Below are 17306 nucleotides of genomic sequence, written 5' to 3' on the forward strand. Positions count from 1 at the left end.
TTTCCGTTCAACCGCCGCAGGTCCGCGGCGGGCTCCCTGAATGCCGCTCGTTCACGAGTTCCAGCACCATTTCGCCGAAGACTTCCGGGCGTCCCCCGAATAGACGCTGAACGATGTTTCGTTCGAGCATGCTCGAACGCAACGATTCGCGTTCGTTGCGATTCTTCGCCAGCCGTACGGCCGCTTCGACATACTCTTCCACCGTGTCCGCCACCAGCCAGCCCGGCAGCCACGCGCGAGCGAACAGGGCGCCGTCGATACGTTCGAACACTTCCGCGCCGGTTTTGCAGACGCCGGGCAGCCCGACCGTGAACGCGTCCACGATTCCATTGGTGTTGCCGAACGGAAACGGACTCAGGAACATGTCCATGCCGTTCAGGCTGTTCATGTATTCGGGATACGGCTCGAAGCCATGAACCGTGTAGGTTCCCGCACGCAGCGTCTGATCGAGGATGCGGCTCAGATGCATGAGAGTGAGAATCGAACTGCCGCTCGTGAGGAAATGCAGATGCACGGCGCCGCCGAGTCGCTCAGCGATGGTGCTGCATGCTTCGAGGAAGCCGGGATTCAGTTTCATCATGCTTGCCGCGATGGCGACGTGCGTGCACGGACGGGCGGAGGGAATACGTGGCGTGATCGCGCTCAGACGCGCGGAAGGCTGGTAGGGCTGTCCGTCCTTCGGCAGACACAGAAGCTTTTCGCTGAAACAAGAAGGATCGCCCACGAAGTCCTCCTCGACACTGACGTAGTCGATGCGCTCAGCGTGGGTCGTCGCGGGGTGGCCTAATCCGGCAATTTGAAGCGGCGCCACACGAAGGTTCGACAAAAATAGCGTCAATGCTGACATACCCACGCTCGGCATATAGAGCACATCCGGGCGCTCTTGCGCGGCGAAATCGCTGATGTACCGGACGCACCCGGGAATGTCCCCGATCGAAGGCAGATCGTAGGTGCGGTCGAAGAGACTGCGCCCCTCGTCATCGATCGAATCGGGCGGGCACAATGCGACCAATTCGAAATGCTTTCGCGCGGCGGACAGCGTGCGTGAATGTGTCCGCACGATCGAATGCCCCGCGATGAAGCTCTCAGCGACGACAAGCATGCGTGGCCGTTCCCCTTGAGCGTGACGCTTACCGGCGTCGGGAACGAGATCGGTGAATCCGAATTGATCGAGCTTGGCGCGAACCAGTGCGTTGATCCCGCGCTTGACCGCATGCCGCCGGGCTGTCCCGGCATAGGTGCAATGCATGTAAAGCGCCCAAAGCCCGCTCACCTCTACACGGCTCAAATCACCGATCTCCTCGATATGGACGGAAAGCCACTCCAGCCATTCCGCGCGTCTCGCGTGCGCTGAGGCGCTGCCCGGAAACAATTCTCCCGCGATACCGATGCAAAGGTTCGCCGCCGCGTGCAGGTCCAGTTTCCACAGTGTGCGAATGTCGAGCGCCAGCCGCGATTCAGGATTGAAGAGGAGGCAAAGGCGCTTCGCCGCGTCGGCGTGGGGTAGCGCTGGACTTTCGAACTCGGACGCTGAAGGGAGAAACTTGCTCGTGGCGTAGTCGACATTGCCCGATGGCGTTGCGGCAAAAATGCGCCAGATGAGCGGGCGCAACGCGAGCAATTGCTGCATGCGCGAGTCAGTCAATTCGAGCCGGGCATCGGAGAGCCATGTTGCCAACGTCGCGGACGCCCGTCCGACGAAGTCTTCGGGGCGTGCGGGTACGGGCAGCGCGGCCGCAACAGGGCCAGACATGAGCGCGCCGAGATCCGAGTAAGGCCAGCGACCCAACAAGGCGTCCAGATCGAACAGCATCGCTATCGCATGGTCATGCGCGCCGTCTTTGATGCAGGATTCGAAACGATCGAGGGAAAAACCGTGCATATCTCGTCATACTAAGGAATCGGTCAAAAGGACCGTACGCCATAGTATCAATTGCCACGGCATCCGTAATTGCGCGCGAGCTTCGAGGCTCGCGGCCTTCTCACGCTCCCACTCTCCGGCTTTCCAGCACGTCCTTCGCTTCGGCGAGCTTTTCGGCCAGTTCCGGCCCCCGAGCCAGCGCCAGCCCCACCGCCAGAATGTCGCCGATCGCGAGATGCGAGACGCGCGACGTCATCGGCGAAAAAATATCCGTGTCTTCATCGACATTCGCAAACAGGCCGACCGTCGCCAGGCGCGCGAGCGGCGAATTGCCGTGCGTGATCGCGATGACTTTGGCGCCGCCGTTCAGCGCCGATTTGCACGCGTCGAGAATGTCCTTCGTGCGGCCCGTGTTCGAGATCGCGACGACCACGTCGCCCGCACCCAGCAGCGCGGCGGACGTCGTGTACGTGTGCGGATCGGAATACGCAACCGACGGCACGTCCAGCTTGAAGAACTTGTGCTGCATGTCGAGCGCGGCGATGCCCGAACCGCCCGCGCCGTAGAACTCGATGCGCCGCGCGCCCGCCAGAATCGCGATCGCCGCGGCCACGCTGTCCGACGACAGGCTGTTGCGCACCTGGATCAGCGCGCCGATGGTCCGGTCGAGCACCTTCGCGGCCACACCCGCCGGCGGCTCGTCGCTGCGCACGTCGCGGTAAACCGTGGGAACGTCCGCTGCTACGCTTTGCGCGAGGCGGATCTTGAATTCGCGGAAGCCCGAAAAGCCGAGCGCCTGACAGAACCGCGCGATGGTCGGCTGGCTGACGCCCGCGCGCGCCGCGAAGTCCGTCATCGACAGATCGAGCACTTCTCGCGGCGCTTCGAGCACGTAGTCGGCCAGTTTGCGCTCCGAGGGGCGCAACTGCTCGCGCATCGCTTCGACTTGGGACAGCAACATCGGAAATCTCGCCTATGCTGGAAATTGCCTGCGACTATAGCCGATGAACAGACATGTACAAATACTACACATTCAAAACGATGTTTCTAAGGGATTTCCCTGAATTCGTTGCTGGAAAAGGTTTACAAGTGAGCGTCCATTTAACTGTCCGGGCTCAGAAACGCGTTGTCAGCATGTAGTTTTTCTACTAATATTTCGTGCATCGGCGGAATGACAGTTGGACGACAAGACCGCCGTTCCCCGCGATACCCAACACCAACCTCGACGGCAGGCGCGCCGGAGTGAGACGAAGGAGCTTCGATGGTTTCCCCGCATTCGCAACTCAAAAAAGTCACTGACCGCATCATCGAGCGCAGCAAGCCGACGCGCTCCGCCTATCTCGCGCGCATCGATGCGGCACACGGCAAGTTTCCCGCGCGCGGGGCGTTGTCGTGCGCGAACCTGGCGCACGGCTTCGCCGGGCTCGAGGGCCAGGAAAAGATCGCGATCAAGGCGGTGCGCGAGCCGAACATCGGCATCGTGTCGTCGTATAACGAAATGCTTTCGGCGCACGCGCCGTACAAGAGCTTCCCGGACATCATCAAGCAGGCGGCGCGCGAGCATGGCGGCATCGCGCAATTCGCGGGCGGCGTGCCGGCGATGTGCGACGGCATCACGCAGGGCAACGCCGGCATGGAGCTGTCGCTGTTTTCGCGCGAAGTGATCGCGATGAGCACGGCCGTCGCGCTCACGCACAACATGTTCGACGCGGCGCTCTGTCTCGGCGTATGCGACAAGATCGTGCCGGGACTGGCGATCGGAGCGCTTCAATTCGGCCATCTGCCGACCATTTTCGTGCCGGCCGGCCCGATGACGAGCGGTCTCACCAACGATGAAAAGGCAAAGGTGCGTCAGGAGTTCGCGACCGGCAAGTGCGATCGCGGCGCGCTGCTCGAAGCGGAGGCGGCCGCGTACCACGGCCACGGCACCTGCACGTTCTACGGCACCGCCAACAGCAACCAGATGCTGATGGAGGTGATGGGCCTGCATCTGCCGAGTTCGGCGTTCGTGCACCCGCACACGCCGCTGCGCGATGCGCTGACGGCGGAAGCCGCGCGCCGCGTGCTCGATCTGACCTTCGAGCGCGGCAACTACACGCCGATCGGTCATGTCGTCGACGAAAAGGCGATCGTGAACGGCATCGTTGCGCTGCTGTCGACCGGCGGCTCGACCAATCACACGCTGCATCTCGTCGCGATCGCGCGGGCGGCCGGCGTCCTGATCGACTGGAACGATTTCGACGAGCTCTCGCAAGTCGTCCCGCTGCTCGCGAAGATCTACCCGAACGGCAAGGCCGACGTGAATCACTTCCAGGCGGCGGGCGGCGTCGCGTTCCTCGTGCGCAATCTGCTCGAAGGCGGCCTGTTGCACGAGGACGTGCAGACGGTTGTCGGCAAAGGGCTGTCGCATTACACGAAGGAGCCGAAGCTCATCGACGGTAAGCTGCAGTGGGTCGACGGCGCGCAGGAAACGCTCGATGCCAAGGTGCTGCGCGGCATCGGCGAACCGTTCCAGCCGGACGGCGGTCTGCGCCTGATGCAGGGCCGTCTCGGGCGCGGCGTCATCAAGATTTCGGCGGTCGCGCCGGAGCATCGTGTGGTGAAAGCGCCGGCCATCGTCTTCAATTCGCAGGAGGAAGTGCAGGAAGCGTTCGACAAAGGTGAGCTGAAGCGCGATTTCGTCGCGGTGGTGCGCTTCCAGGGCGCGCGGGCGAACGGCATGCCGGAGCTGCATCGATTGACGCCGCTTCTCGGCGTATTGCAGGATCAAGGCTTCCATGTCGCGCTCGTGACGGACGGGCGTATGTCGGGTGCGTCGGGCAAGGTGCCGGCGGTCATTCACGTGTCGCCCGAGACGCTGCTGCAAGGGCCGCTCGGCAAAGTGCGCACCGGCGACATGCTGGTGATCGACGCGCCCGCGGGCGTGCTCGATGTCGAAATCGACGCTGCGGAATGGGACGCACGGGAAGTCGCGGCGCCGCTGCATCAGGCTGAGAACGAAGCCGGCTTCGGCCGCGAGCTTTTTGGCGTGTTCCGCAGCGCGGCGTTGCCGGCGGAAGAGGGCGCGTCGGTATTCGGCGCGTTGATCGGGGCGACGTCCGCGCACGCCGGAGAGACCGGCGGCACGGAGGCCGCGCGCGAGCGAAACCCGTTGCGCGACAATGCGCGCGCGGCGGCATCGGCGCTGAACAAGGCGCACGCCACGCATCACTGATTGTCGGAACGAAGGACGAACCGCTCGGACCTGAGAGAAACCCGCGGACAGACCAACAGGCGCCGCACAAAAACCAGGAGTCGCATCAAATGAAAACGGTAAGCGAAATCGTGCGTCTGGGACCGGTGATTCCGGTGCTGGCCTTCGATTCGGTGGAGCAGGGCGAAAACGTGTCGCGCGCGCTGCATGCGGGCGGCGTGAAGGTGCTCGAGATCACGTTGCGCACGCCGGCGGGCATCGGCGCGATCGAGCGTGCGAGTCAACTGGCGGACGATATCGTCGTCGGCGTGGGCACGATCACGAAGCCCGAGCATTGCGCGCAGGCGAAGAAGGCCGGCGCCCAGTTCGGCGTGTCGCCGGGCCTGACGAAAGACATGCACAAGGCCGCTCAGGATGCCGGCTTGCCGCTGTTGCCGGGCGTGATGACGCCGAGCGACATCATCGCGGCGATGGAACTGGGCTATGAGATCGTCAAGTTTTTCCCGGCGCAGCAGGCGGGCGGCATCCCGATGCTGCAGGCTTTCTACGGACCGTTTCCGAATCTGAAATTCTGTCCGACGGGTGGCATCACTGCCGAAACCGCGTCGAGCTTCCTCGCGCAGCCGAACGTCGTGTGCGTGGGCGGCTCGTGGCTCACGCCCAAGACGGCACTCGCCGCGCAGAATTGGGAAGAGGTCACGCGTCTCGCGCGCGCCGCAAGCGAGTTGGCGCCGCACAAATAATGCTTTCAGGGCGCGTGCGCATGGCGTGACGCGATCCCACCTGGTTTGTCTCCCTCCGGCCGGTGCGCTCTCGCCCGGCCGCTTTCATTTCCGAGCCGCGCCTGCTGCTCCGGCACGCCCCGCACTCCGATATCCCACGGCCCGGCATCAGTTACGGATGCCCACTCGAACACCGCCCGTCGCGCGCTTCGGATTTCTCTCGATTTTCAGATCAAAATTTGAAACGCTTCAAATCGCATTCCGAAAAATCCGAATGTGTTTGATATTACGAAACTCCATCTTAATAAGAGTATTCTCAATAAATCACAAATTTCTGTGAAATCTCAAAAAGATTTTATATATTTGATTGCGTAACAAAACTTCATGGGAGACGGCGAGTATTCTCGAACGTTTGCTTATTGGCGGCGTAGGCTGTCAGCGTCTCCTGGTCTTGTGCGCCGGCGTTTCCGGACGTTACAGGGCACCTACCGCGTGGAGGGCGCGCATTGCCCTTCGGAAGTGTCATTTCGTTATTTCAGGATATAACTCCGATGACCATTAAAATCGGAATTTCAGTTGTCACGCATCAAGGTCAAAACATCTGGCAAAACGGTCTTGGCCAGAATGTGATTTTCCTCGCAGAAGCGCTTCAGAAGCTGCCTTTTGTCGAAACGGTTTCATTGATCGATGTCGGCGATCAGAACGCAATGCCGCCGCAGGTGGACACCGTGTCCAAGGGTCTGCGCATCATGCGCATTCAGGACGCGACGGACGCCGTGGATGTGGTGTTCGAAATGGGCGGCGCACTCGACACGCAATGGGTCGATCTGATGCGCGCTCGTGGCCGCAAGGTCGTGTACTACTGCTGCGGCCAGCCGTATGTAGGCCTGGTCGAGGCGCCCGTGTTCGACAAGCCTGTGCATTTCATGCGTCCCGATCGCTACGACGAGGTCTGGCTGATGTCGAAGGACCGTCTCTCGGTCCCGATGATGCGCACGCTGCATCGTTGCGATGTGCATCTCGTGCCGTTCATCTGGCATCCGCAGTTTCTCGAAGAGCGCATTGCCGAAGTGAGCGAGCACGGCTTGCACTACGGCTACCAGCCGCGCATGGACGCATCGATGCAGCCGCCTGCGCCGGCGCAGGGTTTGCGCGTCTCCATGTTCGAGCCGAACATTTCGGTGGTGAAGACGTCGAGCATTCCGATGCTGATCTGCGAGGAGGCGTATCGCGCGGACAAGTCGAGCGTGTCGCACATGCACGCGCTCAACACGGTGCACATGAAAGATCACCCGACGCTCACCCACATGGCCAATTCGCTCGATATCGTGAAGGACGGCAAGGCCACGTTCCACGGGCGCAACGACATTGCGGGCTTCATGTCGCAGTTCAGCGATGCCGTGGTGTCCCATCAATGGGGCAACGATCAGAACTACCTCTATCTCGACGTGCTGTACGGCGGCTAACCTCGTTGTCCACCGGGGTCAGTACCACGAATAGCAGTGTGAATAGTCTGTCGACGAGCCTCAGTTCGTTGTCGACATCTACGTCTACGGGTCTGAGCAGCCTGTCCACATCTGCGTCAAGCGGAATCGGGTCCTTGTCGACCGGCCTGAGCAGCACGAACAGCGCGGTAAGCAGCGTGTCGACTGGCCTGAGCAGCACGAACGGCGCCGTAAGCAGCCTGTCTACGGGCTTGAGCACCACCAACAGCATGGTGATCAGCCTGTCTTCCGGCGTGAGTTCCATGAGCACGACGATCAGCAGCGTGTCGACGGGCCTGAGCAGCACGAACAGCGCGGTAAGCAGTCTGTCGACGGGCCTGAGCAGCATGAACAGCACGGTAAGCAGTCTGTCGACGGGCCTGAGCACCACCAACAGCACCGTGAGCAGCCTCTCGACGGGCCTGAGCACGACGAATAGCAACATCAATTCGCTTTCGACAGGCGTGAGCACGACCGGCAGCATGGTCAACAGCCTCTCGAGCGGCCTAAGCACGACGAACAGCTCGATCGGCAGCTTGTCCACCGGCCTGAGCACGACGAGCAGCACTGTCGACACGTTGTCTGTCGGGCTGAGCACCACGAATAGTACGGTAAGCAGTCTTTCCAGCGGCCTGAGCACGACCAACAGCACAGTCGGGAGTCTCTCCACGGGTCTGAGCACGATGTCGCAACTATCGGTCAGTTGAAGTCGACCGGCCTGTACGGCAACGGAACGACGAAGACGGCTGTGACCTTCGACACCAATGCCGATGGTTCGACCGACTACAGCAACATCACGCTGGCTAACGGCTCGCATGGTACGGTCATTCACGATGTCGCCAATGGCGTCGCTCCGACCGATCTGGCCAACAAATCGCAGTTGGATGCGCTGGCTAACCAGATCCAGAACGTGACTGCTGGCGACAATCCGTTGTTTGCTGCGAATGGCGACCGGTCGACCGAGGCGGCGGTAGCCAGCGGTCCGCATGCGGTGGCAAGCGGTGCAAATGCCAAGGCAACGGGCATGAGTACGATCGCTCACGGTGCGAACGCACTCGCAAGCGGCAACTACGCTGCAGCGATCGGTGCGGGAAGCCAGGCAACGGCCGACAACTCCGTCGCCCTGGGTGCAAGTTCCGTTGCGGATCTCGCAAACACGGTGTCGGTCGGCGCAAGAGGCAGTGAGCGTCAGATCACCAACGTGGCCGCCGGTACGCAGGACACCGATCTCGTCAATGTCGGCCAGTTGAATCAGGCAGTTGCTGATTCCAACAGCTACACCGATAGCGTGGTGAACAGCATGCAGAGCAACGTCTCGAATGTCGGCCGTACTGCCTACTCGGGTATTGCAGCAGCTGCGGCCATGGCGATGATTCCGAACATCGACCAGGACAAGACCATGTCGATCGGTGTCGGCGGTGCGTCGTACCAAGGTTATGCGGCTGCGGCTGTTGCTCTGAACCTGCGCGTCACTCAGAATCTGGTGATGAAGGCGGGGGCAGGTACGAGCCGTAACGGAACCGTGTACGGAGCGAACGCTTCCTATCGTTGGTAACGGGAAAGCAGGGCCCGCGCTCTGTAGCGTCCGGGGGTCGAGAATCTTTCGATCGCTCGGACGCGTCGTTTCCCTTCGCTCTGATTTCGCTAGAAGCCACTATGTCAAGACTCCTCATTGCTGTTCTCGCTACTATCGGCTTCGTATCTGCCTGTTCGACAGATACAGGCCTGACTGGCACAACGAGCAAGCTAAATCTTGCCGGTCAAAAGGATGCCTATCGCGTCACGTGTTCCGGTATCTTCGAAACGCAAAAGTCGTGTATGGCACGAGCAGCCAAGATTTGCCAAGATCGTCAGGTTGTCATGGTTCAACCTGCTGACGCCGCGCCTCAAACTCGACCCGGCGGCAGTAGTGCACGTGAACTCAATTTCGCGTGTGCCGCAACCTCGACGCAGCCTAATCCAGCGCCTTAGCGCTTGGTGCCTCCCTCCAGAAAAAAACCGGCGTTCGACAGAGCGTCGGTTTTTTGCTTTTAGGTACTTGTCGCTTCCATCGCGACGGGAAAACCGTCCGCGAGTCCACTGAGTCGGCATCGCAGCCGATTTCCCCGCCGTTTTTCTCGCTTACAAGTAAAATTCCATGACCCAGCGCCGTGCGCGCGCTTGCCGGGTGCTGCCAATGTGTGCACTGCAGCGACGGCAAACGCATGCATAGCGAAAAATCCCAACAAAATCAAAGGAGGCGTTATGCCAGCCGTCCACGGGAGCATGCTGTTGCTCTACGCGGTGATCGCGATCGCGGTTCTGATCCTGATGATCGCGCGCTACAAGGTTTATCCGTTCCTCGTTCTGATGATCGTGTCCGTGCTGCTGGCCCTCGCGGTCGGCATGCCGATGGACAAAATCGTGAAGTCGTTCGAAACCGGCAACGGCAATACGCTAGGCCACATTGCTGTCGTCGTGGGTCTCGGCACGATGCTCGGCAAGATGATGGCCGAATCGGGCGGCGCCGAGCGCATCGCGAATACGCTGATCAATCTGTTCGGTGAAAAGAACATCCACTGGGCGATGATGGTCGTCGCGATCATCGTCGGCTTGCCGGTGTTCTTTGAAGTGGGCTTTGTGCTGCTGATTCCGATCGCGTTCAACGTCGCGAAGCGCACCGGAAAATCGCTGCTGCTGATCGGTCTGCCGATGGTCGCGGGCCTCTCGGTCGTGCACGGCCTGATCCCGCCGCACCCGGCCGCGCTGCTCGCCGTGCAGGCGTATCACGCCGATATCGGCAAGACGATTGCCTATGGTCTGCTCGTCGGCGTGCCGACGGCGATTGTCGCGGGTCCGCTGTTCGCGCTGCTGATCCACAAGTACGTCAAGCTGCCCGACGCCAACGCGCTCGCCGACCAGTTCACCCAAAAGCACGGCGACACCGAGAAAAAGCACGATCTGCCGAGTTTCGGCGTCACGCTGTTCACCATTCTGCTGCCGGTCATTCTGATGCTGGTCGGGAGTTGGGCGGACCTCGTCTTCACGCCGAAAACGCTACCGAACGATCTGCTGCGCTTCATCGGACAGTCGGACATGGCGCTGCTGATCGCCGTGCTGGTCAGCTTCTGGACCTTCGGCGCGAAGCAAGGCTTCAACCGTGAGCAGATCCAGAAGTTCTGCGGCGAGTGTCTGGCACCGATCGCGGGTATCACGCTTATCGTCGGCGCGGGTGGCGGTTTCGGCCAGGTTCTGCGCGATAGCGGCATTTCTCAGCAGATCGTCGCGACGGCCTCGTCCGCGAGCCTGTCGCCGCTGTTGCTCGGTTGGTTCGTCGCCGCTCTGATCCGTCTTGCCACGGGCTCGGCCACGGTCGCGATGACGACCGCGTGCGGCATCGTCGCGCCCATCGCTGCCGCAGCGGGCGGTCACACAAGCCCGGAATTGTTGGTGCTCGCCACCGGCTCAGGCTCGCTGATCTTCTCGCACGTGAACGATGGTGGCTTCTGGCTGATCAAAGAGTATTTCGGGATGACGGTCGGGCAGACGTTCAAGACCTGGTCGTTGCTCGAGACCATCATTTCTCTGATGGGTCTGGGTTTGACCTTCGTGCTTGCGGCATTCGTGTAAGGAGAGTTCGATGATTCTGATCGCGATGGGCGTGTCGGGCGCCGGCAAGTCTCTCATCGGCGAAATGCTGGCGGAGCGCTTGCACTGCTCGTTCACCGATGGCGACGCTTTTCACAGCGCTGCCAACAAGGAAAAGATGCACAAGGGTATCCCGCTGACCGACGATGACCGCTGGCCGTGGCTCAAAACCATTCGCGCCGCGATCGAGGAAAAGCAGCGCGCGGGCGAGACGGCGGTGTTCACGTGCTCGTCGCTGAAACGGTCGTATCGGGATGTGTTGCGCGACGGCGACCGCGATGTGTGCTTCGTCTATCTGCACGGCACGATGGAAGTGCTTCGCGAGCGTCTAGGCTCGCGCACAGGACACTTCTTCGATCCGTCGCTGTTGCAGAGCCAACTGGACACGCTGGAAGAGCCCGGCGATGACGAGGCGATCACGGAAAGCATCGAACTCACGCCTGAGCAGATCGTCGATAATGTGCTCGAAAAATTGAAGACGCGTGAATGAAAAAAGCCCCGGAAATTCCGGGGCTTTTCACTTCTGGTTCAAGCAATGCGCTTCGCCAGCTCCACGGCCTTGCCGATATACGAGCCCGGCGTCATCTCCAGCAGCAGCTTCTTCGCGTCGGCCGGAATCGCCAGCCCGCCGATGAACGTCTGCAGCGCCTCGCGCGTGATGCCCTTGCCGCGCGTGAGTTCCTTCAACTGTTCATACGGATTCTCGATGCCATAGCGCCGCATCACGGTCTGCACCGGCTCGGCGAGCACTTCCCACGTATTGTCGAGATCTTCGTTGAGGCGCGCCGCGTTCACTTCGAGCTTGTCCAGGCCGCGGATCAGCGCGTCGTAAGCGAGCAGCGAATAACCGAACGCAACGCCGATATTGCGCAGCACGGTCGAATCGGTCAGGTCGCGCTGCCAGCGCGAGACCGGCAGCTTGTCGGCGAGATGGCGCAGCGTCGCGTTCGCGAGGCCGAGGTTGCCTTCCGAATTCTCGAAGTCGATCGGATTGACCTTGTGCGGCATCGTCGACGAACCGATTTCGCCGGCCTTCGTCCGCTGCTTGAAGTAGCCGAGCGAGATGTAGCCCCACACGTCGCGATCGAGGTCGAGCAGGATCGTGTTCGCGCGCGCGACGGCGTCGAACAGCTCGGCCATGTAGTCGTGCGGCTCGATCTGGATCGTGTACGGATTGAAGGTGAGCTTCAGTCGATTTTCGACGACATCCTTCGAGAACGCTTCCCAGTCGAATTCCGGGTACGCCGACAGATGGGCGTTGAAATTGCCGACAGCGCCGTTCATCTTGCCGAGCAACTCGACCTTCTCGATACGCTGGATCGCGCGCGACAGACGCGCCGCGACGTTGGCGATTTCCTTGCCGAGCGTCGTCGGGCTGGCGGGCTGGCCGTGCGTGCGCGACAGCATCGGCTGTTCGGCGTGCGCGTGCGCGAGCTTCACGAGGCGCGCATGCACCGAACGCAGCGCGGGCAGGATCACGCGTTCGCGCGCGCCCGCGAGCATCAGGCCGTGCGACGTGTTGTTGATGTCTTCCGACGTGCACGCGAAATGGATGAACTCGCTCGCGCGCTCCAGTTCCGGCTGGCCCTTGACCGATTCCTTGAGCCAGTATTCGACCGCCTTCACGTCATGATTCGTGACGCGCTCGATGTCCTTGATGCGCGCCGCGTCGTGCGCGGTGAAGCGCTCGGCGAGGCCCAGCAGGAACTGCTCGGAAGCCTCGGAGAAGCGCGGAACTTCGTCGAATCCGGCGCGCGACAGCGCGATCAGCCAGTGAATCTCGACCGTCACGCGATGGCGCATGAACGCGGCTTCGGAGAGCCAGTCGCGCAGGGCTTCGGTCTTGGCGGCGTAGCGGCCGTCGAGCGGCGAGAGCGCGGTGAGCGCAAAGAGGGTATCGGGACGGGTATCGGACATGATTGCGTGTCGCAACGGAAGGAAAAGACGGGAGAACCGCGCATTTTACCATCGGATGCGTCCCAATCCCCGGCGCTCAGCCCGCCCGCAGTTCCTCGTCGAGTGCGCGCAGTTGTGCGGGCGTGCCGACGTTTTCCCATCGGCCCGCGTAGAGCTCACCGCTCGCGCGCCCGGCCGCGATGGTTTCGCGGTAGTAGGGCGTCAGCGCGCGGCGCGTGCCGGGCGCGAGATCGTGAAACATGCGCGTGTCATAAAGCCCGATGTTGCCGAAGGTGTAGCGCGGCGCGCCGTCGAGCGCGAGCGTGCCATCTTCGAGCGCGAAATCGCCTTTCGGATGAAACGGCGGATTCGGCACCATCACGAGATGCATGCCGGGCGCGTCCATCGAAGCGAGCTTTGAAGCACGGTGGCGCAAGGTGGAATAGTCGAAATCGCAGGACACATCGCCGCTGACCGCGATGAACACGCCGTTCCCGATCAGTTGCCGCGCCTGCGCGATGCCGCCTGCGGTCTCCAGCGCCTCGGTCTCGGGCGAGTACCGCAATTCGACGTCCCATCGTGAACCGTCGCCGAGCGCCGCCTCGATCTGCTCGCCGAGCCACGCATGATTGATGACGATCGTCGCGACGCCCGCCGCCGCAAGCCGCTCGATCTGCCACACGATGAGCGGCTTGCCGCCGACCTCGAGCAACGGTTTCGGGCAGGTATCGGTGAGCGGGCGCATGCGTTCGCCCCGGCCGGCGGCGAAGATCATCGCCGTTTTCAAAGCGTGCGTCATCGTGAACTCAGAAGGTATAGCCGACTTCGATCGCGCGGCCTTCGAGCGAATCGAGCAGGCGCGCGAACGGCCAGAGCGGCGCGTAGCGTTCCGCGACCTTGCGCGCGTAGCCGATGAAACGCGGCAGATCGGCGAGATAACGCGGCTTGCCATCGCGATAGTGAATGCGCGCGAAGAGGCCGAGCACCTTGATGTGCCGCTGCAGGCCCATCCATTCGAGCTGACGGTAGAACTCGCCGAAATCCTCATCGACGGGAAGACCGGCTTTCTTCGCGCGTTCCCAGTAGTAGGCGACGCAATCGAGCTGAAATTCCTCGTCCCAGCTGATGAACGCATCGCGCATCAGCGACGCCATGTCGTAGGTGATCGGGCCGTACACCGCGTCCTGAAAATCCAGCACGCCCGGATTGGGCTCGCATACCATCAGGTTGCGCGGCATGTAATCGCGCAGCATGAAGGTTTGCGGCTGCGCGAGCGCGCTTTGCACGAGCAGCGCGAAGGTTGCGTCGAGCGTCTTGCGTTCGTCCGCGGTGACCTCGCGACCCAGATGGCGGCCGATGAACCACTCGGGCATCAACTCCATCTCGCGGCGCAAAAACGCCTCGTCGAAGGCCGGCAGCACGCCTTCGCGCGCGGTTTGCTGAAAGCGGATCAGCGTGTCGATCGCGGAGCGCATCAATGGCCGCGCGTTCTTTTCGTCGAGAACGGAAATGTAAGTCGTGGTGCCGAGATCCGTCACGAGCATGAAACCCGCTTCGAAATCCATTTCCAAAACTTTCGGCACGTGCACGTCCGCCGCTTCGAGCAACCCGGCAACCTGCACGAACTCTCGACATTTCTCCGGCGGCGGCGCATCGACGGCGATGAGCGTTTTGCCGAACGCCGAATCGCTTTCCATCCGGAAATAGCGGCGAAAGCTTGCATCGGCGGAAGCGGGGGCGAGACTCGCGAGATTCAGCCGGTAGAGTCCGGTGAAGTTTTCAAGCCACGCGCGGAGCTGATTCAGGCGGGCGTCGGAAGGAATGTGCGTCATAAATTCGAGGGGCGAAACATCTTGCCATATAATACCCCACGACTTTTTTAAGCGATCCGTTTCACGCCTGGCGCCAGGCCCCCGACGACTGTGAGCGTCACCGTTCGATCGAGTGTCGTCCCTGCATAGCAACGGACCGTCAAGTTCGTGACCGCGGAAAGGGCGCGGCCGCCTGCCCGGCGGCATCGGGCGCGTGGGACGCGAACGGGATCGAACCGCCACCCATACATGCCGCCACGACAGTTTCCCGTATCGAAAATTCAAGGCGACGCTCAGCCACGCAGGCGGCGGCTCGTCGTCGCGCTTCTATCCGTTCCGGGCCTGATGCCGGCCCTTGCGCACGCCCAACTCGCCGGTCCTGCAGCCGACGCCCAGCCCCTCGACGGCCCCGGCAGTCTGCGTTTCGCGCCGCAACTCGAAGAGCGCCCGCTGCAAAACGGCCAGCAGCCTTCGACGTTCCTCCTGAGCGACAAGGCGACGGGCACGACCGACGAAGACATGGCGGCGAAAGGCTCGGCCGAGATCCGGCGCACGGTGACGGTCATCAAGGGCGACGCGCTGCATTACGACCAGGATACCGACATGGCCGATGCTTTCGGCAATGTCAGGCTGATCAACAACGGCGTGTCGTTCGTCGGTCCGGAAGCGCATCTGAAGGTGGAGGCCAACGAAGGGTTCATGACGAACCCGAAGTACCGCTTCAACCTGACGGGCGGCTCGGGCAGCGCCGAGCGCGCCGACATGATCGACAACGAGCGGGCTCGCATCGATCACGGCACCTATACGGCATGCCAGTGCGAGTCCGATCCGGCCTGGTACATCAAGGGCACGTCGTTCGATTTCGATACCGGCGCCGAAGAGGGCATCGCGCATAACGGCGTGTTGTTCTTCCAGGGCGTGCCGGTGTTCGGCAGCCCGTGGCTGTCGTTTCCGCTGACGGGCGATCGTCGCAGCGGCCTGTTGCCGCCGACCTTCGCGCTCAGCTCGACGACCGGCTTCGAAGCGACGATTCCGTACTATTTCAATATCGCGCCCAATCGCGATCTGACGGTCACGCCGCGCATCATGACGAAGCGCGGCGTGCTCGGCGAGGCGACGTACCGCTATCTGTCGCCTACGTATTCGGGCTCGCTCGACGTCAACTATCTGCCGAACGACCGCGAGACGCACACGAATCGCTATGCGATCTTCTGGCAGCATCGCCAGAATTTCGGCAACGGCTTCGGCGGCTACGTCAATTACAACAAGGTTTCGGACGATCAATATCCGGAAGACCTGGGCAACGCGTCGAATCAGTTCCTGAACGGCACGCAGTTGCTGTATCAGCAGGAAGCGGGGCTCACGTACAACAACGGCCCGTGGTCGGTGCTCGCGCGCGAGCAGCGCTGGCAGACGCTGCAACCTTCGACGCCGCCGTACGCCCGCGAGCCGCAGGTGAACGTTCAGTACAACAAGTACAACGTCGGCGGCTTCGATTACGGCGCGGAACTGGACGCCACGCGCTTCACGATCACCACCGATGGCGCGACCGACGGCAACCGGCTGTATTTCAATCCGTACCTGAGCTACGGAATCAATGCGCCGGGCTATTTCGTCACGCCGAAGGTGCAGTGGCACTTCGCGTCATACGACCTGAGCCACATCGCGACGAGCCAGGTCGCGGGTTCGTCGCCGCCGGTCGCGGGGCAGCCGAAGAACTTCACCGAGTCGATTCCGACGCTCAGCTTCGACACGGGTCTCGTGTTCGACCGTTCGGTGCGGCTTTTCGGGCAGGATTACATTCAGACGCTGGAGCCACGGCTCTATTACGTCTACACGCCGTATCACAATCAGGACTTCGCGCCGATCTTCGATACCGCCGAAGCCGACTTCGGCCTCGCCGAGATCTACTCGCCGAACACGTTCGTCGGCAACGACCGCATCGCGGACGCGAACCGTCTGACGGCCGGCCTGACCACGCGCTTCATCAACCCGGCGACGGGCGACGAGCGCGCGCGTTTTGTCATCGCGCAGCAATATTATTTCCAGAGCCAGCGTGTCACGATCACGCCGGGTCAACTGCCCGAGCAGGCGAAGCACTCGGACCTGATCGCGGGCGCGGCCATCAAGCTCGGCGCTGGTTTCGCTTCGGAAACCGCGTTCCAATATAATGTGGACAACAATCAGCTCGTGCGTTCGAGCATCGGTTTCGCGTTCAGTCCCGGAGAACGCAGGGTCATCAACGTCGGTTATCGCTACACGCGTTCGAACCAGACCACGCTGGTGAACGAGCCGATCAACCAGATCCTGTTGTCGGGCGAGTGGCCGCTCACGAACCGTCTCTATGCCGTCGGCCGCGTGAATTACGATCTCGCGAGCCATCGTCTCGTCGACGGGCTTCTGGGCTTCCAGTACGATGCCGACTGCTGGGCGTTCGGCTTCGGCATGCAGCGCTACGCCAACGGCGTGAACACGCAGGGTCAGCCTTCGTCAGGCACGCGCGTGCTCGCGCAATTGACGTTCAAGGGATTGTCGAACGTCGACAACGGACTCGTCAGCGCGTTCCGCGCGAGCGTTCAGGGTTATCAGCCGCCGCCGCCAGCGGCGCCGCCGCTCTCCCGGTACAGCGATTACGAGTAAGGCCGGAACGGGCGCGCGCGGTATCCAATGACAGGCAGTGAAGAGCGGCGCCGGTGGCCGCGCAGGGCAGTG

The 17306-nt window shown here is 61.9% G+C and carries 13 protein-coding genes; 7 read left to right on the forward strand and 6 right to left on the reverse strand.

The features are described 5' to 3' along the window. Positions 1-7 precede the first annotated feature (7 nt). Both U4Y90_RS17025 and U4Y90_RS17030 read right to left on the reverse strand, forming a co-directional pair. Positions 8-1753 carry a glycosyl transferase family 1 gene (locus U4Y90_RS17025; RefSeq protein ID WP_321796192.1) on the reverse strand — a complete coding sequence of 582 codons (1746 nt, stop codon included), beginning with the start codon at positions 1751-1753 and terminating at the stop codon, positions 8-10. A gap of 229 nt (positions 1754-1982) precedes the next feature. Continuing rightward, positions 1983-2822, reverse strand: coding sequence for a MurR/RpiR family transcriptional regulator (locus tag U4Y90_RS17030; RefSeq protein ID WP_321796194.1), 840 nt, complete (start codon positions 2820-2822; stop codon positions 1983-1985). A 300-nt stretch (positions 2823-3122) separates the two neighbouring features. Between U4Y90_RS17030 and edd the strand changes: the two genes are divergently transcribed. The 3 genes from edd to U4Y90_RS17045 all read left to right on the forward strand — a co-directional run bounded on the left by edd (position 3123) and on the right by U4Y90_RS17045 (position 7242). Continuing rightward, positions 3123-5075, forward strand: a complete 1953-nt coding sequence (gene edd / locus U4Y90_RS17035) for a phosphogluconate dehydratase (protein WP_321796195.1) — start codon at positions 3123-3125, stop codon at positions 5073-5075. An 89-nt stretch (positions 5076-5164) separates the two neighbouring features. Then, positions 5165-5797 (forward strand): bifunctional 4-hydroxy-2-oxoglutarate aldolase/2-dehydro-3-deoxy-phosphogluconate aldolase, encoded by a 633-nt coding sequence (gene eda, locus U4Y90_RS17040; RefSeq protein WP_321796197.1) that lies wholly within the window; start codon positions 5165-5167, stop codon positions 5795-5797. A 530-nt stretch (positions 5798-6327) separates the two neighbouring features. Then, positions 6328-7242: a DUF2827 family protein gene (locus U4Y90_RS17045; protein WP_321796198.1), complete on the forward strand. Its 915-nt coding sequence runs from the start codon at positions 6328-6330 to the stop codon at positions 7240-7242. On the opposite strand, the gene U4Y90_RS17050 is transcribed toward U4Y90_RS17045, so the two are convergent. Next, positions 7166-7942, reverse strand: coding sequence for a hypothetical protein (locus U4Y90_RS17050; RefSeq protein ID WP_321796199.1), 777 nt, complete (start codon positions 7940-7942; stop codon positions 7166-7168). The genes U4Y90_RS17045 and U4Y90_RS17050 overlap by 77 nt on opposite strands. A gap of 66 nt (positions 7943-8008) precedes the next feature. On the opposite strand from U4Y90_RS17050, the gene U4Y90_RS17055 reads away from it, so the two are divergent. The 3 genes from U4Y90_RS17055 (at position 8009) to U4Y90_RS17065 (ending at position 11377) form a co-directional block, all read left to right on the forward strand. Then, the gene (locus U4Y90_RS17055; protein ID WP_321796201.1) at positions 8009-8815 is read left to right on the forward strand and encodes a YadA family autotransporter adhesin; all 807 of its coding nucleotides are present in this window, start codon (positions 8009-8011) and stop codon (positions 8813-8815) included. A 689-nt stretch (positions 8816-9504) separates the two neighbouring features. Then, entirely contained in the window at positions 9505-10869 is a 1365-nt protein-coding gene (locus U4Y90_RS17060; RefSeq protein ID WP_321796203.1) for a GntP family permease, read from the forward strand. Between the two features lie 10 nt (positions 10870-10879). Further along, entirely contained in the window at positions 10880-11377 is a 498-nt protein-coding gene (locus U4Y90_RS17065; protein WP_321796205.1) for a gluconokinase, read from the forward strand. Between the two features lie 38 nt (positions 11378-11415). Here U4Y90_RS17065 and purB read toward each other — a convergent pair whose 3' ends face one another. From purB to U4Y90_RS17080, 3 genes are all read right to left on the reverse strand, one after another. Continuing rightward, complete coding sequence (purB, locus tag U4Y90_RS17070) at positions 11416-12804, reverse strand: adenylosuccinate lyase (protein ID WP_321796206.1); 1389 nt, start codon at positions 12802-12804, stop codon at positions 11416-11418. A gap of 76 nt (positions 12805-12880) precedes the next feature. Beyond that, positions 12881-13582 carry an N-acetylmuramate alpha-1-phosphate uridylyltransferase MurU gene (gene murU / locus U4Y90_RS17075; RefSeq protein ID WP_321796208.1) on the reverse strand — a complete coding sequence of 234 codons (702 nt, stop codon included), beginning with the start codon at positions 13580-13582 and terminating at the stop codon, positions 12881-12883. Between the two features lie 7 nt (positions 13583-13589). Further along, the gene (locus tag U4Y90_RS17080; RefSeq protein WP_321796209.1) at positions 13590-14615 is read right to left on the reverse strand and encodes an aminoglycoside phosphotransferase family protein; all 1026 of its coding nucleotides are present in this window, start codon (positions 14613-14615) and stop codon (positions 13590-13592) included. A gap of 228 nt (positions 14616-14843) precedes the next feature. Between U4Y90_RS17080 and U4Y90_RS17085 the strand changes: the two genes are divergently transcribed. Continuing rightward, a complete protein-coding gene (locus U4Y90_RS17085; RefSeq protein ID WP_321796210.1) occupies positions 14844-17234 on the forward strand; it encodes an LPS-assembly protein LptD in 2391 nt (796 codons plus the stop codon). Positions 17235-17306: the final 72 nt, after the last annotated feature.

It is taken from the genome of Caballeronia sp. J97 (assembly GCF_905220305.1).
Taxonomy (GTDB): Bacteria; Pseudomonadota; Gammaproteobacteria; order Burkholderiales; family Burkholderiaceae; genus Caballeronia.